General features: G+C 69.0%; 19 protein-coding genes. 5 read left to right on the plus strand and 14 right to left on the minus strand.

The genetic code is table 11. The features are described 5' to 3' along the window. Positions 1-277: 277 nt before the first annotated feature. Together IPK71_10490 and IPK71_10495 are read left to right on the plus strand one after the other, a co-directional pair. On the plus strand, positions 278-715 hold the full coding sequence (locus IPK71_10490; GenBank protein ID MBK8214162.1) for a hypothetical protein: 438 nt from the start codon (positions 278-280) through the stop codon (positions 713-715). Positions 716-995: 280 nt separating this feature from the next. Then, complete coding sequence (locus tag IPK71_10495; protein ID MBK8214163.1) at positions 996-1547, plus strand: hypothetical protein; 552 nt, start codon at positions 996-998, stop codon at positions 1545-1547. Positions 1548-2361: 814 nt separating this feature from the next. Here IPK71_10495 and IPK71_10500 read toward each other — a convergent pair. The 5 genes from IPK71_10500 to IPK71_10520 all read right to left on the minus strand — a co-directional run bounded on the left by IPK71_10500 (position 2362) and on the right by IPK71_10520 (position 7356). Further along, positions 2362-3585 carry a ferritin-like domain-containing protein gene (locus IPK71_10500; GenBank protein ID MBK8214164.1) on the minus strand — a complete coding sequence of 408 codons (1224 nt, stop codon included), beginning with the start codon at positions 3583-3585 and terminating at the stop codon, positions 2362-2364. Between the two features lie 176 nt (positions 3586-3761). After that, entirely contained in the window at positions 3762-4577 is an 816-nt protein-coding gene (locus IPK71_10505; GenBank protein MBK8214165.1) for a hypothetical protein, read from the minus strand. Between the two features lie 543 nt (positions 4578-5120). Then, entirely contained in the window at positions 5121-5807 is a 687-nt protein-coding gene (locus IPK71_10510) for a hypothetical protein (GenBank protein MBK8214166.1), read from the minus strand. A gap of 288 nt (positions 5808-6095) precedes the next feature. Further along, the gene (locus IPK71_10515) at positions 6096-6464 is read right to left on the minus strand and encodes a hypothetical protein (protein ID MBK8214167.1); all 369 of its coding nucleotides are present in this window, start codon (positions 6462-6464) and stop codon (positions 6096-6098) included. 121 nt (positions 6465-6585) lie between these two features. Then, the gene (locus IPK71_10520; GenBank protein MBK8214168.1) at positions 6586-7356 is read right to left on the minus strand and encodes an ATP-dependent Clp protease adaptor ClpS; all 771 of its coding nucleotides are present in this window, start codon (positions 7354-7356) and stop codon (positions 6586-6588) included. Between the two features lie 216 nt (positions 7357-7572). On the opposite strand from IPK71_10520, the gene IPK71_10525 reads away from it, so the two are divergent. The 3 genes from IPK71_10525 (at position 7573) to IPK71_10535 (ending at position 11816) form a co-directional block, all read left to right on the plus strand. Continuing rightward, entirely contained in the window at positions 7573-8721 is a 1149-nt protein-coding gene (locus tag IPK71_10525; protein ID MBK8214169.1) for an N-formylglutamate amidohydrolase, read from the plus strand. Positions 8722-9038: 317 nt separating this feature from the next. Next, complete coding sequence (locus IPK71_10530) at positions 9039-9818, plus strand: transposase (protein MBK8214170.1); 780 nt, start codon at positions 9039-9041, stop codon at positions 9816-9818. 435 nt (positions 9819-10253) lie between these two features. Continuing rightward, the gene (locus IPK71_10535) at positions 10254-11816 is read left to right on the plus strand and encodes a hypothetical protein (GenBank protein ID MBK8214171.1); all 1563 of its coding nucleotides are present in this window, start codon (positions 10254-10256) and stop codon (positions 11814-11816) included. Positions 11817-11876: 60 nt separating this feature from the next. Here the strand turns inward: IPK71_10535 and IPK71_10540 are convergent, their stop codons facing one another. From IPK71_10540 to IPK71_10580, 9 genes are all read right to left on the minus strand, one after another. Then, entirely contained in the window at positions 11877-13133 is a 1257-nt protein-coding gene (locus tag IPK71_10540; protein MBK8214172.1) for a hypothetical protein, read from the minus strand. Between the two features lie 127 nt (positions 13134-13260). Further along, entirely contained in the window at positions 13261-13620 is a 360-nt protein-coding gene (locus tag IPK71_10545) for a hypothetical protein (GenBank protein ID MBK8214173.1), read from the minus strand. Positions 13621-13842: 222 nt separating this feature from the next. After that, positions 13843-14901, minus strand: coding sequence for a hypothetical protein (locus IPK71_10550; GenBank protein ID MBK8214174.1), 1059 nt, complete (start codon positions 14899-14901; stop codon positions 13843-13845). A gap of 173 nt (positions 14902-15074) precedes the next feature. After that, positions 15075-15890, minus strand: coding sequence for a hypothetical protein (locus IPK71_10555; GenBank protein ID MBK8214175.1), 816 nt, complete (start codon positions 15888-15890; stop codon positions 15075-15077). Positions 15891-16505: 615 nt separating this feature from the next. Then, positions 16506-17210 (minus strand): hypothetical protein, encoded by a 705-nt coding sequence (locus IPK71_10560; protein ID MBK8214176.1) that lies wholly within the window; start codon positions 17208-17210, stop codon positions 16506-16508. A gap of 263 nt (positions 17211-17473) precedes the next feature. Next, positions 17474-18292, minus strand: coding sequence for a hypothetical protein (locus tag IPK71_10565; protein MBK8214177.1), 819 nt, complete (start codon positions 18290-18292; stop codon positions 17474-17476). Between the two features lie 18 nt (positions 18293-18310). After that, positions 18311-19054 carry a hypothetical protein gene (locus IPK71_10570; protein MBK8214178.1) on the minus strand — a complete coding sequence of 248 codons (744 nt, stop codon included), beginning with the start codon at positions 19052-19054 and terminating at the stop codon, positions 18311-18313. A 152-nt stretch (positions 19055-19206) separates the two neighbouring features. Continuing rightward, positions 19207-19536 (minus strand): hypothetical protein, encoded by a 330-nt coding sequence (locus IPK71_10575; protein MBK8214179.1) that lies wholly within the window; start codon positions 19534-19536, stop codon positions 19207-19209. 110 nt (positions 19537-19646) lie between these two features. After that, positions 19647-20072 (minus strand): transposase, encoded by a 426-nt coding sequence (locus tag IPK71_10580; GenBank protein MBK8214180.1) that lies wholly within the window; start codon positions 20070-20072, stop codon positions 19647-19649. Positions 20073-20199 lie beyond the last annotated feature (127 nt).

Consider the following 20199-nt stretch of genomic DNA (forward strand, 5'->3'; position numbering starts at 1 on the left):
GAGTGAGCGCGAGCGGCTGCCGCGAGCACCTTTGCTCGTCGCAAGACGCTGCCCTCCTGTTCGTGTGGGAGGGAGTCACCGCGTAGCTCCGACCACTCGTGCGCGAGACGTGAGAGGGCTCGGGAACAAGCTCGCCCCCATGAGACCGTTCGACGGCTCTCGGTCGGGTCGAGCGAGCGGCGTGGAGCCTTGACGCCGCGCGTGAGCTCGTGTCGTCTCGGGGGCTTCCGGCGGCCATGTGCCTCCAGCTGATGCGCGACGAGCAGACGACCCGGCGATGAGCGAGTACGGACCTCCTGAGCACGTGTACGTCGAGAACGATTGGTACGACGGTCCGCGGTCCGGCGTGGCCGACGTCGACGGTCGTCCTCACCGCTTCGTGTCTCGGTTCGACGAGGCCGAAGAGGATGACGACATGGGAACCTTCGTTCTATGGCCCCTCGAGGAGGCGGAGCTGCTTCTCGAACGAGAGCAGTGGAACATCTTCGTGAGTTGGAACGAGCAATACGAGGCGGGGCGATGTGGTGTCGAGTCGCATCCGGGCCATGGTGGAGTAGACAGGCGGTGGGACGAGCTCGAGTCCATCTTGAAGGAGCTTCGCGCGCGGGTGCCCGAGGGCGTGAGGTACGCCAAGGCGCGGGTGGTGCCTGTCGAGCGCACGGCGCGATATGCGCCGTCGGGGCCGTCGTATCGGTTGGCGTGGAAGCTCTTGTGACGTCGGAGACGAGGAGGCGACCGACGTTGACCCCACCGACTCTCGTGCTGCGCCCGGAGGAGGGGTCGAGGCGAGAAGATCCGACCGAGGCCAAGGAGAAGCATTGGTCGGGTGTTCCCGTGAGTGCGCGGCGTCGCGTGCCTACGCCCTACGTGTCGTCGGGGCCTAGTTCCGAGTAGTTTCGGCACCTTGGCGCCAACGTCGGTCGGATCTGGCCGCGGTTGGATCTGGCCGCCGCGCCCGCTCGTCTCCCCCTCCGGTTGATGTGTCACGCTCGAACATGCGCTCCGCGATCTCCCCCGCCGTCCCTTTTTCCCCGTGTTTCGTCTGCGGCGCGACCACCACGGTCGCCGCGCCGGGCTCGGACGTGCGGCTCTGCGTCCCGTGTGTGCCGAAGCTCGGGGCCACGCTCGGCGACGCGTCGGCCGCGGCGCTCGAAGCGTGGTTCGTCACGTCCGACCGGGCTCACGCGGAGCGCGCCTCCCCGGGAACCGTGCACACCCTCGTGGTCTCTGGAGACCGCGGGGGGTCGCGCGCATCGACGCCGGACGCACGGCCAGCCATCGCATCGGAGCTCGAGCCCTCGTTCGTCGACGCGCCGACGCACGTCGATGCACGCGAAGAAGGCTCGCCCGAAACCCACCTCGACCTCGCGTTTGCCTACGACTCGATGGGCCTCGTCGGCGACGCGATTCGGGAGGCTGCGTGCGTCCTTCGGCGGGCCCCCGAGGACCTCGAGCTCGTGCGCGGGAGCTTGCAGATCGTCTTTCGCAAAGGGAGGACACGCCCCGGCGCGCTCGCCGACCTCGCCCGCGTGACCCGCGACCAATGAAAAGAGTGCTGGCATCTCGAATGGAAGGGGCCCCGATGCACTTTCGAACCGTGCCCGTGATCACCTTCGTCTCTCTCGGGGCCTGTTCTGGCGGACCCGAACAGCAGGTACAGGTCGTCGCGCCCGTGAGGCCGCGAATCGCGATGATGGAGCGCTTTCCCAGCGAGTGCCCGGCGGAGATGATCCAATACAGCAGTATCTGCACGGTCTGTCCGCTCGTTCCTCGCACAAAATGCTTGGCAAAGTGCGATTCGGGAGACCCAGATGCCTGCGCGCTCTACGCGTTTTCGACGGCGATAGGCGTCGATAGTGACGCTGACCCGGTCACCGCCGCCCGATACTTCAAGAGAGGGTGTGATGGGGGCTCGTTGATGGGATGCGAGGCCGTGGCCCACGCGATTCGCAGAGGCGACGGCTACCCGAAGGACGAGGCGCGAGCGCGCGCCATGCTCGAAGATGTTTGCGTTAAGGGTCTCTCATCGGCATGTGTAGGTATCGCGACCATTCTGTTGCGCGGTGGCGAAGCGACGGCTGCCTTCACCTGGGCGGAACGCGGATGTACCGATCGCTACGGTTGCTCGTCGCTCGCGCGGCTATGTGTACAAGACCCGGCCCATGCTCCCCCTCGTTGTATCGAGTCCGCCGCTGCGCGAGCGTGCCAGTACGGCCACGAAGCGAGCTGCGGGGGTAGCCGAGCTCCCGGTGAGGTGTCACCGCCGCCACCGCCGTCGCTTCCGTAGCTCGGATCACGCGCGGTGGCACGCGCGGTCGGTGCTCGTGGCACGCGCGATCGGGCTGTCGACGCGGCTCTTGGTCAGGCGGCCTGGGCTGTGCCCGTCGTCTCACGGACCATGGTTCGAACGGCGGTGAGCGCGCGGGCACGTACCCGCACTAGCGGGGCTGAGGCGCGGCTCCCGCGACGCTCGTCCTCGGGCGTCGACGCGGCGAGGAGCCCCTCGAGCCAAGGTCGTACGGACGACGGATCCGCGCGGAGGGCGTCGCGGACGAGGTCGAGGCCGAGCCGGGCGTGGCGGGCTTCGTCGCGTGCGATTCGCGTCAGGATGGCGCGCTCCTCTGCGCTCGCCGCGGCCCGGGCGCGGGCCCTGAGGCGCGCCGCGGCGACCCCTTCGTTGATGGCGCCGTCCACGAGCCCCTCGCGCGCGATCGTGAGCCAGCTCGCGGTTCGTGCGACGGTCGCGACGCCAGGCATCCGCGCGATGGTGACCTGGCCTGCGCCGTGGCGGGAAGCCAAACGAAGGCAGGCCTCGGCGTGACGGATCTCGTCGAGCGCGGCGGCGTGGGCGCGCCGTACGAGGTCGGCCTCCGCGCCGAGATCGAGCAGCTCGAGGGCGAGCCTTCCGAAAGTGGCGATCGATGCGTGCTCGTCGCGCGCGGCGGCGAGCCATCGCCGAGCCGCGAGGGGCGCGCCGTCGGCCACGGGGGTGAGCTCGGGCTCGGTGCCTTCTCCCCCTCGGAGTGGGCGCCCTTCGATGACGTTCGGGGGGAAAGCCTGAAAACCTTCGGGTAGATACCGGACTCCGATGTCGACCGACATGGAGAACCGGTGACGCCTTTCGCCGCCGGTCAGAGGAGCGAAGAGCGTGATTCCGACGAATGGCATGACGCCCGCCGAGCGCGACGACGAGCCGATCGGCGCGGGGAAGCCGTGCCCGATGCCGCCAAGGAACCCCGAGCTCGTGCTCCGCTCCTCCGAGCCGGTCCGCAGGGCCCAGCCGACCTTGGCCTCTCCCGAGAGAAAGGCCGCCGACACGCCCGCCGCGCCGAAGAGCTGCGGCTCGTGGGAGAAGGGGAAGACGACGCGTGGCGTGACGAAGCCTCCGAGCCCGGGCAGCATCGCTGCGTCGGAGAGGTGGACGCGGACGATCACCTCTGGGCCGACCGAGATAGCCCATTCGTCGAACATGTGGAGCGACACGATCCCGCCCACCAGCGGCGTGGGTGTCTCGGCGCGGGCGAGGCGAGGGGCGGCGACCAAGGTGAAGGCGAGCGCGACGCACGAGAGGGTCTTGGAAGGCATGACGACCCTGGTTTGCATCGCGTGTACCAGCCCGTCGATTCTTGGGAAAAACGCCTGGAATGTGGCCTTCGTGGCACGGGTTGGCACGTCGAAACGGCGTGTCTCGGCGGCCGGCGCCATGGGGTTCCTTCGGTCGGCGCTTTTACTCCCAACGCGCTCGCGGCAGCCGCTTGTGCTCACCGCGTGTCGCGGCGGAGCTGAGCGCTCGTCATGGGCACGTCGCGGAAGCGCCGGATCTTGACGACCTCGAGGGTCGTGTCGTCGACGTCGACCGTGCTGGGCACGCGACCGAGGCGAAGGAAGAAGCGATGCACGAGGTGCGCGCGGTTGCCCGCCGAGACGACCACGACCGGCTCGGGCGGCTCGCCATCGGGCCGTGGATCGGTGACGACGAGCTGGCGAAGCGCGGCCTCCTGCGCTTCTCCTCGCGTGTACTTCGGCTCGTCGGGAAGCGACTCGGCGCCGTCGAGGCTCTCGAAGGCGATCCATGGGGTGCCGTTCGCCTCGACGCCCACCGCGCAGTCGCACGGAAAGCGGCGGTGCACGCTGCGGGGATACCAGCTGATGCCGTCGGCGACTCGCAGCGCGGAGCCGAGACCGCGCTCGGGATGGGCGCCGACGAACAGGGCATTTTGTGCGCGAAGGCCCGAGCGGAGGGCCTGAACGTTCGGCGGGGAGCCGAGAAAGACGCGGGTGACACCGCAGTGCGGGGCGCACCTCACGCGAGCGCGCTCGAGGCCGCTCGACGGCGCGTAGTAGACGCCGAGCGCGCGCGCGATGCGGGCCTCTTCCTCGTTTCGGACGGACTCGTCGTAGAGGCGCCGGGCCTCTTCGGCGGGCGTGGGCGGAGTGGGTGTGGAGGCGTCGTCGGGCTCGGGCGAGTCGCCCCACATCGACCCGAGTGGGAGAGCCTGGCCGGCCCGCGGGGGCGCGGCCACGAACAGCGCGGTCGCGAGGAGGAAGGGGAGGGGCGAGAGTCTGTGGAGGGGCATGGCCGGTCGGGTGCTGGCACCTGGGTGGCGGTCGATGTTCCCGGTGGCGGATGGACCTCTCATGGGCCGAGTGTCGGCGCGGTGGCGCCTTTTGTTGCTCGCTGGGAGGCGCTATCGCGAGGGGTACCAGAGTGCCTCTGGTGTGCGGTGCGTTGGGGGCGTGTTCTGAATCATTTCGGAGGCTTGGCGCCAACGTCGGTCGGATCTGGTCCGGCGCTGAATCATTTCGGAGGCTTGGCGCCAACGTCGGTCGGATCTGGTCCGTGGTCCGTGGTCCGCGCCGGCGCACGGAGGTCGTGACTAAGGCACGAGGCATGACGAAGGGCGCTCCAGAATCCTTTCGAGGGCTTGGCGCCAACGTCGGTCGGACCCCGACCCCATTTCGGTCGGACCCTATTGTGCGGGCGGAGGGGCATGGCCGCCCCATGTGCCAGCGCCCGACCGCGGTCGATGTTCCCGGGGGCGACGCGGTTTGGCGCCAACGTCGGACGAACTTTCGCCCAGAAGCGGCCCGTGCGCGGTGGCGCAAAGGAGCCGACCGCGTCAGTCGATGCGGAACGCCTTTCCGACGCGCACGGGCGTGTCCGAGAACGGTGGGATCGAGATTCTCTCCAGTGCGTCCGTGATACATTTCCCCGCGGGCGTTCCGGCGAACACGGGGCCGGGCGCGCCGAGCGTGAGCGAGGTCTCGTCGAGCTCGGCGAGGGCCACTTTGCCCGAGGGCGCGAAGGTCACCGTGAAGTGCCCGACGCCTGTCGGACCATCGGGGCTCTTGCACGCTTGGGGTTTCACGGACGCGATCGCGGCGGCAGCAGCCCCTCTGTCGAACGGAGGGAGCGAGCTTGGCCCTGACCGCGCGACGATGATGCGTTTGCGCATCTCGACCCCCGGAGGGAAATGCCCCTTGGAAACGTGGCTCCGTACGAGCTCCGCCTCCAAACACCGGCACAAGTCGGGAGAGGGCACGAGCTCGGGTCGGCTCGGCGAAGCGGGCTCGACGCGGACACGCGACACCTTCTGCTCGGCGTCGAACGTGACGAACGCGCTTATGTCGCGCGCTTCGCCCTCGGCGAGGCCACACCTCACGAGCGACCCGTCATGGACTACCAAATCCTCGATCTTGTCCGACGCCGAGGGGTCTTCGGCGCCCTGCTGAGGCACGCAGCCCGACAGGAGCGCCGTGCCGACGACGAGGCATGCGAGGAGCCGGAGGCTCGCGAGGCGGACCATGTGGTTTCGTTATCTCACTTGTGCCACGAGGCGAAGAGGTAAGTCGCTTAGGGGCAGCGCGCGCGGGCGCGTTCATGCCTCGCTTCAGAACAGCGAATCGACGAACGCGGGCCTCTCGGGGATGGCGAGCCGTGCGCGCTCGAATGCGGATACGCGCAGCAAGATCGTGCCGAAGCGGCCTTCGTGGTCGCGGCCGGCCTGGAAGAGCGCGCGCGCCTCGGCGGCTTCGGCCGGGTCGTCTCCAAAGGCGATCGAGCACGTCCTCGTGCTGGTGGCGGGGCGACGCCCCTACGGCCCACCAGGCACGGCCGCCGGAGGGGCCATGGACAGCAAGCTAATGATCTGAATCGAAGCGTCGGTCACCGCATGGAGCTCGCACGGCGTGCCAGGCAGGACGACGAGCTGCGACATCTCCCGCATGGGAACGGTCCCGGAAGGGAGCGAGGCATCGACGCTGCCGCGGATCACCAGGATCACGAAGACGTGGCGCGGCCACTTCTCCGTCCACACGGGCATGCGCTCGTGCGCTGCCAGGCGGAAGATCTGACCGCGCAAATCCGAGTGCATTCCCTCGGCGAACACGTGAAACGAGGTCTGATCGGCTCGAGCTGCCGCGACGTCGTCGAGCTGCGCAAACCACGAGTCGATGTCCGCCATGCGATGCCACCGAAACTACCAGCGTTCGGCAGGGGGAACCAGGTGGGGTGCCCCTTGGTTCTTCGGGGGCCATGGTCCGACGCTCGCGGACCGTGCCCCAAACTCTGGGCTTCCGCGCTCGCTACGCCTTCCCCACGTGGAAACGGAGCGGGGTCTTTCGCGCGTCGGCGTGGCTCTTCGCGCGGGCGAGGTGGGCCTCGGCTTCGGCGCGCGGGTAGGTGCCCACCCTGGCTTGGCCCTCGTGGTGGGTCGTCATCATGACGTGCCAAGCCCGGCGGACCGGGATCCGGAAGCCTTGCTCGAGGATGCGCATGACGTCGTCCATCCGTGAGGTGGTGTCGTCGAGCACCCACACCGACACACGCGCGTCGTCCGCGGCCGCCGCCGGAGCGAGCGGCTCCACGAGCTTCGAGTCGAAGGCGGCGAAGTCGAGCGAGAGCGGCGCGAGCAAGCGGGATGCCTCTCCCTCCGTCGACGCGATCGCGGCGAGGAGATCGCCCAAGGTGATCGTCGAGCGGAGGTGACGGCGCATGCGCTCGAGGGCGTGCGCGAGCACGTGGGCGTTTCGGGGAGAGGGCTCCTTTGCCCGTGCCTCCGCGACCACGTCGGGCCGCGCGAGGGCGAGCAGCAGCGCCTCCCTCATCGGCTCGAGCCCGAACGCGGGGCGCTCGGCGAGCTTCTGTACGAGCAGGTCGTTCTCGAGCGCGGCGAGGAGGGTTCGCTCCGGGGTGGCGTTGAGGTGCCCGTAGACGAGCGCGTCTTGCTGCGCGAGGGTCATGACCACCTGCGTGTCCGTCGCGAGGGGGTAGGCCTCGAGGTCGAGCGAGAGCACGCGAACGTGCTTCGGGAACACCCGCGAGAGGGCCTGCGCGGCGCGCTGGAGGAAGCTCATGAGACTCTTCTACGGCCGCACGTCCCCAGGCCTTCCTCGCGGTCGCGCCCGGTCGGCGCTTCCCTCCGGTCGATGCGCGTCCGATCGCGGGGCCGGCCCGGGGGCTGTACCCCGACTTCCCGCGGTGGTCGGTGGACACCCGAGGCCACCTGCGTCGCGTCGACCCCGGACCGCGGGGTTGTGTGATGGGTGCCCGCGAGAGGTAGACTGACTGTCATGTTTCGCCGAGGCGCTCTTTCATGGGGGCTCGCGATCGCGGCGGCGGCCTGCTCCGGCGTGGTGGTCGAGCCAGGCCCCTCTCCGTCCGAGTCACCCGCCGTCGCGCCGCGCGAGGATGCGAGCCCCGGCGATGGCCAGGTGCGGGACGTCGCGACGAGCCTCGCCGACGCAGGCCCCTCGGACGCCGCCTCCGACGCGCGCCCGGGCGACACGTGCGACGCCGCGGCCGATGCCTCCCCTCCGGCGTACGTCTCGGGCCAGTCGTACTTCGACACCAGCGGCAACGGCTGGCTCGAGTACATCGCGGGAGATTTGCCGATCGTCCTCAGCGTGCCTCACGATGGCACGCTGGAGCCCGCGACCGTCATGGACCGCGCGGCCAACCCCGCATGCCCCGCCGACATCACGACCGCTCGCGACACGAACGCCGCGCCGCTGGGCCGAAAGATGCAGTCCGCGTTCGTCGCGCGGTACGGGGGGCGTCCCCACCTCGTCGTCGCGCACATCTCGCGCAAGAAGGTCGACCTCAATCGTGACGCGCTCGGCGTCGACGAGGCGGCGTGCGGCGAGCCGCGCATGCACAAGGTGTGGGACGAGTTCCACGGCTTCATCGAGGCGGCCATCGCGGCCGAGGTCGCTCGCTTCGGGCACGTGCTCTACATCGACGTGCACGCGCACGGTCACGCGAAGGAGAGCCTCGAGCTCGGGTACTTGTACGGCGCCGGCACCCTCCGGAGCTTCGCGAGCAACCCAGCGTTCACGAGCGGAGTGGCCTCTTCGCTCGCCAATCTTCCGAAGCATCGCACCGGCCTCGTCACGACGCGCGAGCTGCTCTATGGCGCTACCGCGTTCGGCACCCTCGTGAGCGAGCGCGGCCTACCCTCCGTGCCCAGCCAAGCGGATCCGGCGCCGCTCGTGGGGGACGCGTACTTCAACGGTGGCTACAACACGGTCCGCTACACCGGAGCCTCCCACCCGGCCACGTTCGGCTGGCAGATCGAGGCGAACCCGGCGTCGCGCAGCACCGACGCGGTCCGCACGGCGTCGGCCACGGCGATGGTCGACGCCGCGATCGGGTTCCTGTTCCATCACCACGGGACGTTCACGGGCGCATCGACGTGGAGAGTCCCGTCGCCGTTGCCGTGAGGGGGAGGCAAGATCCGACAGGCGGCAGGCAAGATCCGACCGACGTCGGCGGGGGCAAGATCCGACCGACGCGGCGGGGGCAAGATCCGACCGACGTTGGCGCCAAGTGCGCGAAAGTACTCGGGCGAGCGCGAGCAGACCCGAGAAGTTCCGACCGACGACCGGGGAAGATCCGATCGACGTTGACCCCAAGTACGCCAAGCACTCGAAGGCCTGGCCGGGCCACCCCAAAACGTGGCCGGGCCACCCGGAAGAGCCCATTTTGCTCGGCATTTCCGGCAAATTCACGTTGGCCCGCGGTGTGCTCAATGGTCGGCATGTCCAACCCTCGTCGCATCGTTCCGGGCACCACCTACCTCGTCACGCGCAGGACCACGCGCCGCTACTTCCTCTTGAACCCGGACAAGCGGCGCATGCTGCTCGCGTTCTACTGGTACGCGACCGCCGTGCTCGCCGCAGAGTTTGGCATCGAGATCCATGCGGTGCAGATGCTCTCGAACCACCTTCACGAGGTGCTGACCGACACTCGCGGCGAGCTGCCAAAATTCCTTTCGCAGAGAAATCGCCTGCTCGCGAATGCCATCAAGGTGCTTCGCGGATGGCCGGAGGAGGTCTTCTCGCGCGAAGGAGCGAGCGTCGTCGCGCTCTATGGCGAAGACGCTGTGCTGCAGAAGATCGGCTACACGCTCGCGAACGTGGTCGAAGCGGGCCTCGTCTCGAGCCCCGAGGATTGGCCGGGTGTGACGCTCGCGGCGACCGACATCGGCACGCGCACGTTCCGTGTGGCGCGGCCCGAGGTGTACTTCGACGCGGAGAACACGCGTTGGCCTGCCATGGCCGAGATCGCGATCACCGTGCCGCGGTCGCTCGAGGCGAGCTCCGGTCACGAAGGGGCGCGGGAGCGCATCGTCTCTGCGGTGAACGCGGCGGTCGAGAAGGCGCGCACCGTGGCGCGGAAGGCGGGCAAGTTCGTGCGCTCGCTCGAGTGGATTTTCGCGGTGCCGCATACGACGCGTGCGTCGTCGTTCGAGAAGGAAGGGGCGCGGAACCCGAGCTTCGCGGCTGGGGGAACGTCGAGATGGCCGTGCGCGCGATGAAGGAGCGGGCGGCGTTTTTGGGGGCGTACCGGGAGGCGTTCGCGAAGTTGAGGAACGCGGTGCGGGATGTGTTGTTTCCAGCGGGGACGTGGCGCCTCTTCCGCGAGCTCGGCGTCAACGTGGTTTCAACCACTTAGCGCCAACGTCGGTCGGATCTTCCGCGTCACGTCGGTCGGATCTTCCGCGTCGGTCGCAACCACTTAGCGCCAACGTCGGTCGGATCTTCCGACGTCGGTCGGATCTTCCGCGGGGATCTTCCCCTGGTCGGATCTTCCCCCCTGCCTTACAACACCGTGAGCCTCGAGAGGCCGGCACCTTCGGTCGCGGCCCGGGCGAAGAGGCGGACGGCCGCTGACGGGCGCGCCGCGCTGATGGGGTCCGCGGCCCCCCGAAATTCCGTGTGCGGGGCGGGGGACCGCTCGATATCGTGAGACCATGGTCGTGAAGCGCGCTTTGCTGGGCATCATCCTTTGCGTCTCGGTTGGGGTGTGCTTGCTCGTGGGCTGTGGGGGCAAGACGCCCAGTGCGGCTGTCGCGGAACCGCCGAGGTTCGAGCCCAAGGACCAGGCCAAGTGCGGCGTTGCGAAGAGTCACGCCAAGCCGCTGATCGTCGAGTGGCCGTCGAGCGAGCGCAGTGAGCTCGAGGCACGCGCCAAGCGAGGGGTCGTCGCGGTCCGGTACGTGGGCTGCGAGATGGAGATGTTGCCCCGCTGCCACGTGCCCGGGACCTACAAATATGTCGCTATCACGCCGAAGAGCGACGGCATCGTGATCCGCGACGCGGACGAGCTGTACACGAACGTGCCGCTCGGCGCCGCGAAGCTCGAGGCGCGGCTCTCGCGGGCGGCCTCTCTGCGGGTCGTCATGACGATCGTCGGCCGCTACGAAGCGGACGCCGACGAGGTTCGGCCCGACCAGCTCCGGGGAGACTGCGCGCGGGCTACCCACTTCGTCTCCGCGCTGACCGCCGGGGCGTTCGACTTCTACGCGGAGGGCAAGGCGCGCGTGGCGGGGAGCGCGAGCGTGCTCGGCGCGGGCGGGGGCGGCGACACCGCGGCCGAGCGCGAGAACATCACGAAGGATGGCGATGCGACCGCGTGCGCGGGAGCAAAGAGCGAGGACCCCAAGCCGCCGTCGAGCTGCGGAGCGCTCTTGCGGATGGAGGTTACCCCGTTCGGCGCCGCCCGCCGCGTGGAGGCGCAGTGCCCGGAGGGGTCGAAGTGGAGCGGCTCGGCGTGCGTACGGACGAACGTAGTCACGGAGGTGGAGTGCCCCGGGGGGACCAAGCGCGAGGGCGCCCGATGCGTGCCGCTCGTGAGCACCGCGTGCCCGGCGGGGCTTGTTTTTCGAGAGGGGCGCGGCTGCGTACCCGAGAGCGGCCCCACGGCCCCCACGCCCTCGACGCCGTCGGCCAGGCCGTCCTCGGCGAGCGCGGCGAGCGCGGCCCCTCCCCCCGAGGGCCCCGCGCCGACGCTCGCGGAGGCGCTCGACTGGCTCAAGAAGGGATTCCGCGAGCAAGTCGCGAGCGAGTATTCCGAGAGCTGGTGCGGCGGTGGCGGCCCGTGTTGGTGCAATCGTTACAAGCACTCCTACACCCTCAGCTTCAGCGCGTGCACGGTGACCCTCGAAGACGTGAGGCGGGGCTGGGGCAACTCGGCCGACCCCGACAAGCCCCAAGGCACGAGCGACGCGACCGTGGTCGCCCCGCTCGACTCCGTCGTGGGGGTCGACGTCCAGCCCCCCGTAACCTACCGGAGCAGCTCGGCATGGAGCAGCACCAACGACTGCACGGGGACCAAGCTGTGGGACGTCCATGTCCGGTTCGGTGCGGGGCAGAAGTCGTCGCGGTCGGACAACGACAGAAGTCGCGCGACCCCCACCTCCCCGAACGTCGTGTCGTTCAAGGTGGACTCACAAGCGACGGCCGAGCGCTACAAGCGCGCCTTCACGCACGCGGCGGCGCTCTGCCGCGCGAGCCGGCCAGCCGAGGCGTTCTGAGCGGCCGCCATCGCCGCACCGGGCGCAGGGACCGCGGCGTGAAGGCACGTACTTGAGCCCTCAGGGCGTCCGGATACTCTTCACGAGCTGGCACTTCCGCGCGCCGAGCGTCCCCTTTCCGTACGCGCCGCTCACGATCGCCGTGCGCGTCTTCGTGTCCCACGCGAAGAGCGCTGCGCGCGCGAGCTCCTTTCGAGGGCCGCTCCGTGGGTGCCAATACGTGTGGTCGCCGCCGCCTTCGTTCATCGATTGAAGGAGCATGTTCCCTTCGTCGTCCACCTGTCCGAGCTGGTCGGTGACGGTCTTGACGATCGTGTTCGTGCTCATGTCGACCAGCGAGACGATGTACGTGAGCGCGACGGCGCCGACGAGGTTCTTTCGGCCTTCTTCCCACTTCACGATACCGAACTTCCGACCGGGCGAGATGTCCTGCCAGAACTGCGCGGGCCACGGTCCGGTGTGAACCTTCGGGAGCGCCTGGCAGACGGAAGACTCCCTCGAGGGCGTACCGAGCTGGAACGTGTCGAGGCACGTCTCCGTCGCGCTCGTGCGCCAGAACATCGCGCGCGCGTCGCCCGTGGTGTCCATCAAGAAGGTCTGACCGCCCGTGAACCGGGCCGGGGCGCGTGACCCGTCGGTGGGCAGGCTCATGTAGCCGCACGACAGGCCATCCTTCCCGCAATCCTCGTAGACGAGGTGCTTCCCGTCCTTGCCCATGGCGAGGCGACGCACCGGGCGGTCGAGGGCCTCGTCGTAGTGTTTGCCGCCGTCGCGTGAGTGAAAGAGCTTGCCGCGCACGGCGACGAAGATGTGCCGGCCATCGAGGCTCCAGTGGATGGGGCCCGCGAACCTGTGGTCCGTTGCCTCGAAGCGGCGGCCGAGGCCCACGAGCTCGCGGATCGCGCGCTTCACGTCGTCTTTGGCGAGCTCCTCACCTGGGTCGTCGCCCGTCTCCGACGTGACGAGCTGCTTGAGGAGCGGGTTGTCGACGTACGCCTCGGTCGCGCAGCCCGTCGCGCGGCTCACGACCGCCGAGTAGCCATCGACATAGACCCACATGTCCGTGGCGTTCGCGCCCAGCAAGAGCGCGACGCCGTCCACCGGCAGCTTGGGATCGATCGGCCGCACGGCAGGGGCCTCGGGAGCGTCGAACACCTCGGCGGGCTTGGGTGGTGGCGGCGGCTCCGGCTTCGCCGCGACCTTCGGCGGGGGCGCGGGCTGCGCCGGGAGCGTGACGACGGAAGGCCGACTCTCGGCGTTGCCACATGCGACGAGCGCGAGCGCCAGGAAGGGCGCCAGGAAGGGAAGAGCTCTCACGGGGCCATCGTAGGGCCAAACGCCTTCGACGAGGGCCGCTGACCATGGGGCGCGATCGAATACGCGGAAGCCCGCCGCGGAGAAGGGCCGTGAGGGGTTCCAAAGTGCGTCGAGCGACCCAGGACGCCTATCCCGGGACCGAAGGAACCTCGCGCCGCAAGTCCGACTCGCCGTCCGGGAACGTGATCGACAACGTGCCCTCGAGCTCTTCGTTGGCGCTCGCACCGGCTTCCAGGACCGCGAGACTTTCTTCGTCGAGCTCGAGCCCAGCCTCCGTGAGGGCCTTGGCGAGTGCACGAACGGATGCAGGCCTGGCCTCGAACGCGAGCGTCGTTTGGACGCCCGAGAAGAAGTGAACGTCGACGATGTCGGCGCCCACCGTGCTCATCGCCTCCGAGATGCGCGAAGTGGCCACGTTGCGGTCGCCCCAGGCCATGCCCTTCAAGCGCAGGATCTTGTCCCACCGATCCTGGAATTTCCACCGCATGCTCCCACCATGCGACCTCGAAAGTGGGCTCGCAAGGCCTGCGGGACATCTCGCCGAAGCAGTCCGAAGGCCGCGGGATGGCAACGTGCATCCCGCGGCCCTTGTGGCTCTTCTTGAGGACCTCGAGCTCACCCCCCGAGAATGACGCGGGGGTGGCTCTTGGTTTCCTCGGGGTCTTCCTACACGAGCGGCGCGTTGGCTCCACTGGGAGCGAGGGCAGCCTCAAGGCTTCAAGGTGAGCTCGTAGGTGCAGTCGTATCCGATGAGCGAGAAGGTGCCGCCGGCAAGGCCAGCGGACTGGACGAAGCGAGTGTTGGGCAGCGGCGTAGAGAACCTCATCGGCGGGACGCACAACTGAGACGCCGGCATGCTGCCGCCCCACGCCCGACGTACCGCGAATCGCCCGGGTCCGCTCTTCGTGAAGGTGGCCATGACCGGGTAAGGCTGCGGAGAGGGCGGGGGAGTACACGTCATTGCCAGCGAGCCTGCCTGGGGCGCACTGCCGCACGCGCCACGGTATTCGTCGCCTCCTCCCTCTCCCCCGCTGAAAACGGTTCGCGCGTAGGTTCCCTCGAGGAGCGAAGGCCCTCCTTGCATGACACCGTGTTGAGCCGCGTGTTGAACCGGGCAGGTCATGGAGTTGCTGTCGCAGCGCGGCAGGTTGCCGCTCCTGTTGCAGGTCAAGTCCGCCGACGTGCTGACGCATGCGCCCATGGGATCGATGCGCACGATCAAGTTGCCGGCTGCATCGCGCTCCTCATGGAGCGCGGTGGTACACGTTGTTTCGATGGAGTAGCTCCCCGTGCGACAGCACATGTCCACGCTCCCCACGCGGTTCGATGTGTACACCGTGCAGGCCGCGCGCAGCTCGTAGGCCGCGTGGTTCTCCGAGGGCAGAAAAATGGGCTCGGGCGCACATGCGGGGCCGCACGAGAGCGTGCCGCCGCAGCCGTCCGCTAGCCCGCCGCAGGTCTTGCCCTCCACGGCACACGACGTGCGGATGCACTTGTCATGGCATTCGCCGCGGGCGAAGTCCGATACGAGCTGGCCGTCGCCGGAGGCGTGGGCCACGCACGACACGCACTGGCCGTGGTTGTCGTGGGTGCCCTTGCAGGCTGCACGCACCTCGTCCTCGGCAGAGAGCGCCGCGGCCGTCGTGCCGACGGAGGCCGGGGCTGCCGGCGCCTCGGGGGCCGCGGTGCAGCTCGCAGCAGCGAGCGCGACAAGGCCAACGACGAGGGTGGATGAGGCGGCGCCGAGGCGGTGCTGGGTGACTCGCATAAGTCCCGTGCGTGCAACCGACAGGCCACCGGGAAAGCTCCGCAATGACGTCAAGTTACGGAAGGGCCGGCGTGCGAGATGTGCAGCGCCGCGCAGCCCATGCGCATGCCCACGTGCGCGCGAAGCGATCGCTCCGCACCGGCGATCCGGCCGCTGCCGAGAGCGCTGCCCAGTCAAGAATCGGCGCGTCGCGTGATGTTACGTCGCACGGTCACCTCGGCCTTCGAGAGTCGGAGCTGCCGCTCGCCGGTCGCCTCGAAGAACGCTTCGCCTAGACGAACGGCCACGGCCTCGTACGACAAGTAATGTTTCGAGGCGACGTGGGTGTCGTAGACGGCTTCGAGCAGGTGGTCGAGCGCGAGCGGCGAAGGGTCCGCGGCCCACTGGATCACGAGCGGCTCGAGTGGCACGCGCAGGGCGTTCGCCACCCGCAGGACGTCGAGCGGAACGGAAGGCGAATAGAGAGACCACACGACCACTCCGTCTTCACGCGGCCGCTCGAACGTCGGCTCGGGGGCGAGGCGGAGCGGCGTCGCGAGCGCGGCGTCGAGCGCCGTCTGGAAGAACGCTTGGAGCGCCAGCGACTCCTCGTCGGTCCATAGACCCGAGTCGTCCTCTTCGACCGTCGCGTCACCGACGATGTGCTCGATGTCGAGCGCACCGAAAGGGGCATCCCCCGGGCCCGGCGCGCGATCGAGCCAGGAAGCCAGCAGCGACGGAACGAACCACGCGAGCCGACGAGGGTGCACGAAGTCGAAGCCGTGGTATGGCGCGCCGGTCGCGCGGAGGGCCTGGATCGGGATCGCGAGACGGTCCTTTCTGTGCGCTCGGAGAATCGCGTCGAAGTGGTCGTTCCTCTCAAGCTCGTCGCCATCGAACCACGTCGGCGGGCGCGGCTTCGCGAGGTGCTCGGGGAACACCGTGAGCAGTCCCGCGAGGGCGCCCCGCAAGTCGGCCGCGAGCTCGGGTCGTCCGTCGAATCCGATCATGACGCGCAGCTTCTCCGACTCTCCTCGATCGAGGCAACGGAGAACCACGCGAGGAGCGTCGCCCACGGCACGTTCGACGTTGCGGTGTAGAGGAGTCTGCCTTGGACGCGAGCGAGGTGGTGGACGGGAAGCTCGTTGGACCGCGGGACCGTGGCGCCCAGAGGAGCGTCGTCTGAGCGTCTCGCACGGAGGTACTTGGCGCCAACGTCGGTCGGATCGTCACCGCGTGAGCGCGCTCGAGGCCGCGCGGCCGGACCTCGAGGTGGCGTGGGTCTCCCTGCGCCACCCGGACGCGCGCGACTCGTTCGCGATGCTCTTCGGCCCGGGGCGTCTGTCGGTGTGCAGTTCGACGTCGACCTCGGGTAGGTCGTCGTGTGGGCGCTCGAAGGCGAGCCGCGGTGGGGCGAGCACGGGGACTGGTGGGCGGGCCTCGACGCGCAGGTGGGCACGGCGCCCGAGCACCTCCTCGTGCGGGTGGCGGGGTAGAGGTCGTGGGGTCGGCTCCCGGAGCTCGAAGGCCGTGACTAGGGCCTAAGGCGTGACGGAGGGCGATCTCGAATCCTTTCGGGGCTTGGCGCCAACGTCGGTCGGATCTCTCCCAGATCTCTCCCACCGCTACTCGTCGACGTCCACGACGCGGGAGAGGGCGAGCCTCACGTGGCGCGCGTCCTCGTGGAGCTCCGCGAGCCGATGGAGCCGAGCCCACGTGTCCTTCGCGACGGGCACGGTGGCCCCGTCCTCGTCGAGACCGTCGGCGAGCTCGTGGGCCGCCCGCACGACGGCGCGGGAAACGAGCGCGGGTGCGCCATCGAGGGTGCGGACGAGCGCGACGATGGCGAGCTCGGCGGCTGCCGCGCGATCGTCCGAGTCCGCCATCGCGAAGTGCGAGAGGGCCGACAACGCCTCGACGCGCTCGGCGTCCGTGAGCGCCCCGCCGAGGTCGCGAAGGCAGGCGTGCACGCCCTCGGACACCCCGTCGCTGGGCGCCTCGCCCCGCGAGCTGCGACCGTCCGCGTAGGTGAAGAGCGCGCTCTGCGGGTCGTAGACGATGAAACCGTGGTCGACCGCGAGCCTCGTGATCGTGGCGAGTGAGGCCTCGAGGCGGCTCGCCGTGAGCGCGATCCCGACCCGCCCGAGGTCGTCCGCGATCGGCGCGACCGAGAACGCCTCGCCGGGCAGCGTGTCCACGACGGCCGCGGCGAACGCGCGGGCCTTCGCGAGGCGCGCGCGCGACGTCCTCGGGGGCTCGTCCATGGCGCGGTGAGCCGCCTCCGTGTCTCGGATCGTCGGCGCGTGCCATGCGAGGAGGTCGTAGCTCATGGCCGAGCTTCGCACGGAAGCGTGCGGCACGTGGACCCGACCGACGTTGGCTCCAAGTGCCCGAAAGTACCGCGCTGGCACTTCCAGCCCGAGAAGTGGGCGGCCATCCACGCGCACGACCTAGCCCTGGCGTGTCCAACCCGTCGTCGCATCGGTCCGGGGCCACCCACCTCGTCGCGCGGCGAGAACATCCGACCCACGTTGGCGCCACGTGCGCGAACGTACGCGCGCACCTCTCCCGAACCGGCCCGGGCCTCGAACCGCTACCGAGTCTCCGCGGCCACCGCCCAGAGGTCGCGTGGAACGACCAGGAGCTCGAGCGCGTCCTTCGCCGACACGCTCTCCCGGCGTGGCCCGAACGTGGTCGCCGAGAGGAGCGTCGTCTGGGCCCCTTGCACGGAGGAGTCGTACCTGTACGCGTCGAGCTCCGGCTTCACCGACGGGTCTAAGGCCTCGATCATGTCCAAGAAGAAGTCGCGCTCGGTCGGGGTCAGGTCGTCGGGCCCCATGCCGAGGACGGCGGCGCGGTCGACGATGCCCGGCCGCGGGCTCTTCGCCGCGATCGCGTCGAACTTCTTCCGCAATCGGATGACGGCTGCTTCGATGTCCGCCGCGGTGACGCTCGCCGCGTGCGCCGTTCGGCCGGTGGCGATCGCGAAGAGGGCGCGTTCGGCCATGTCTCCGGTGGCAGCCTCGGTCGCGGACACCTGGCCCTCCTTGGCGCGGAGGACGAGGCGCGCGACGGCGTCGTCGACCCAGAGGGTGAGGGTCGAGACCGCGACGTTCTCCTTCGGGTTCGTGACCCGACGGAGAATGAAGTGCCGAACCGCGAACGAATACCCCGGGAGCTCCCGCGCCTCGGTCACGCTCACCGTGCCGCGTTGGTCGCGGTCCGCCTCGCGAATTGCCGCCTTGAGCTCGACCGCGGTGGCCGCGAGTGCGCCGGTTCGCGCGCTTGTCGAGGAGGGCGTGCCCGAGGTCGGCGGATCGGGCTCGTCGTTCCGACAGCCCGGCGTACTGGTGGCGAGCACGAGGCTCGTGAGGCACGGGAGAATGAACGGTTGGGAAAAGGGGAAGCGCATGAGGGTCTCTTGGGGGGATCAGGGCGCCCCGGGGCTCACGGCGCGTGGGCACGTGACGCGGAACCATGCGCGCCCGGGGAAGACGCCCGCAACCACGTTGGCGTCGTAGCTCGCTACGCAGTCCGACTGGGCGAACTTGCCGAGGTCGGGGCGCTCGAAGACCACTTGGATCCCCGTTTGGGGCGCGTTCTCTTGGCGGAAGATGCCAGAAACACGCACGGTGCCCGAGCGCTCGCGGGTCGCTTCGGCGCTGATGCGGAAGGAGCCGTCCGCCTCCGGGAGCACCGAGCAGCTCACGCCGACACGGTCTCCGCCTTCGGTCTCTCCGTCCCTCACCGGGCGGTGAAAGTTGGTCCCTGCGGTGCTCGCGTAGGAGCCAATGGTGAGCCACGATTGTTCGGCGACCGCGCAGACGGTGGGGCCGTTCGCGCCGGCCGCGATGCGCGACTCGACGATGACCTGAGGGGTCGCGGGGCGGCCCGCGTCGCCAGTCGTCATGACGCAGTTCTCGAAGCGGACGATCGCCTCGGTCTCGCACGTCCGTTCGCGGGCCGCGGCGTCGCTTGGCGACGTATCGGGCCCCGAGCCGTCGGTCGCGTCGGGGACGGAAGAGTCGCGCGAGGTGGTGGCCGCGTCGGGCAAGGGGGCTGGACCTCCGCTGTCGCTCGCGCCACCGTCGGGCTCGGCAGCGATCGTGCCGCACGCGGCCACGGCGAGGCAGGCGAAGGCGAAAGCAGAGGAAGTCAGGGTGCGAAAGCTCATCTCCGAACCTTACGAGCGAGCTTAGCGACGTTCACGAGGAATCTTTGGAACGCGTGACCTTTGGACGCGGGGTGTGTCGGTCCGAGCGCCACGCATCTCATTAGTCCGCGACCCCCGCCCCCGTCTTTCTCGAGTCCGGAACAGCGGCGCGGTCAGTCGCAGATCGAGCCGCAAGGGGTGTTCGCACACCCGTTGGTTATGCAGTAGTAACGACCCGCGCACTCGATGCAGGTACGCTTAGCAGCGTCGCTGGGAGGTGCGGGCTCCGATGACCGCGGCATGATGACCACGGTGGGGAAGAAGTCCTCGCGACGCAGGCGCTCGCCGGGCCGAAATTGGGGGGGCGCATAGATCGCGACCGCGCCGTTGGATCGGACCTCGTAGATGTGATTGTCAACCTGCAACTCAGCAGGCCGCGTGGTGTCTGCAACGAAGACGTGAATGATGGTCTCATCGAAGATCTGTACCGCAATTCCAGTCATACCTCGCTCCTCTCACAATGACGTCCGTCAAACGGCGGACCGTTGAACGGTGGACCGTTGAACGGTAGAGGTCGTGGGACGGTCCTGGCAATCACAATGTACACGCTGTACTAACTCCGCGTAGACGCGCGGGGCCGTTGAGGAAGGGTGGCTCGGGCCCGGGTTTTGTGAGTCACTCCTCGCGATAGGTCGAGCCATCGCGGCGAAGCCCCCCCCGGAGCATTGTGTGCTTCACCCGCTTGGCGAAGAAGGCCGTCGCTTTTTTTAGGATATCGCGCTCCATCTCGAGGCGTTTCACCCGCTTTCGCAGCTCCTTGAGCTCGTCGCGCTCCGTCGCGCTGAGCGCCTCCTCGGGGGGTCGGCGCTGCTGCGTCCTCGGCACGCTTCAGCCACTCACGGAGCGCCGTCTCGGTGAGGTCGAGGTCCTTCGCTACCTCACCCGCGCTGCGGTCTCCGACCTGGCAGAGACGCACCGCGTCCGCCTTGAATTCTGCAGCAAACGATCGCCTCGCTCGTCGTGCTTTCTGTTTCGCCATCGGAACACTCCTTGCGCATTCTCGCGCACTTTTCGTGTCCACGAAACCGGGGGAACTTCAGGATCGAGCGTCGCCATGTCGACCGTCACGCGCATCGTCCTTCGACGCGCGACGGGGCCGATCTTCA

This window comes from Myxococcales bacterium (assembly GCA_016712525.1).
Lineage (GTDB): Bacteria > Myxococcota_A > Polyangia > Polyangiales > Polyangiaceae > JAAFHV01.

Coding starts and splice junctions, on each gene's coding strand:
- IPK71_10565 (MBK8214177.1), bottom strand. CDS start 18,292: ATGCGCTTCCCCTTTTCCCAACCGTTCATTCTCCCGTGCCTCACGAGC.
- IPK71_10525 (MBK8214169.1), top strand. CDS start 7,573: ATGTTTCGCCGAGGCGCTCTTTCATGGGGGCTCGCGATCGCGGCGGCG.
- IPK71_10500 (MBK8214164.1), bottom strand. CDS start 3,585: ATGCCTTCCAAGACCCTCTCGTGCGTCGCGCTCGCCTTCACCTTGGTC.
- IPK71_10515 (MBK8214167.1), bottom strand. CDS start 6,464: ATGGCGGACATCGACTCGTGGTTTGCGCAGCTCGACGACGTCGCGGCA.
- IPK71_10555 (MBK8214175.1), bottom strand. CDS start 15,890: ATGATCGGATTCGACGGACGACCCGAGCTCGCGGCCGACTTGCGGGGC.
- IPK71_10520 (MBK8214168.1), bottom strand. CDS start 7,356: ATGAGCTTCCTCCAGCGCGCCGCGCAGGCCCTCTCGCGGGTGTTCCCG.
- IPK71_10560 (MBK8214176.1), bottom strand. CDS start 17,210: ATGAGCTACGACCTCCTCGCATGGCACGCGCCGACGATCCGAGACACG.
- IPK71_10510 (MBK8214166.1), bottom strand. CDS start 5,807: ATGGTCCGCCTCGCGAGCCTCCGGCTCCTCGCATGCCTCGTCGTCGGC.
- IPK71_10535 (MBK8214171.1), top strand. CDS start 10,254: ATGGTCGTGAAGCGCGCTTTGCTGGGCATCATCCTTTGCGTCTCGGTT.
- IPK71_10490 (MBK8214162.1), top strand. CDS start 278: ATGAGCGAGTACGGACCTCCTGAGCACGTGTACGTCGAGAACGATTGG.
- IPK71_10530 (MBK8214170.1), top strand. CDS start 9,039: ATGTCCAACCCTCGTCGCATCGTTCCGGGCACCACCTACCTCGTCACG.
- IPK71_10570 (MBK8214178.1), bottom strand. CDS start 19,054: ATGAGCTTTCGCACCCTGACTTCCTCTGCTTTCGCCTTCGCCTGCCTC.
- IPK71_10545 (MBK8214173.1), bottom strand. CDS start 13,620: ATGCGGTGGAAATTCCAGGATCGGTGGGACAAGATCCTGCGCTTGAAG.
- IPK71_10575 (MBK8214179.1), bottom strand. CDS start 19,536: ATGACTGGAATTGCGGTACAGATCTTCGATGAGACCATCATTCACGTC.
- IPK71_10495 (MBK8214163.1), top strand. CDS start 996: ATGCGCTCCGCGATCTCCCCCGCCGTCCCTTTTTCCCCGTGTTTCGTC.
- IPK71_10505 (MBK8214165.1), bottom strand. CDS start 4,577: ATGCCCCTCCACAGACTCTCGCCCCTCCCCTTCCTCCTCGCGACCGCG.
- IPK71_10550 (MBK8214174.1), bottom strand. CDS start 14,901: ATGCGAGTCACCCAGCACCGCCTCGGCGCCGCCTCATCCACCCTCGTC.
- IPK71_10580 (MBK8214180.1), bottom strand. CDS start 20,072: ATGGCGAAACAGAAAGCACGACGAGCGAGGCGATCGTTTGCTGCAGAA.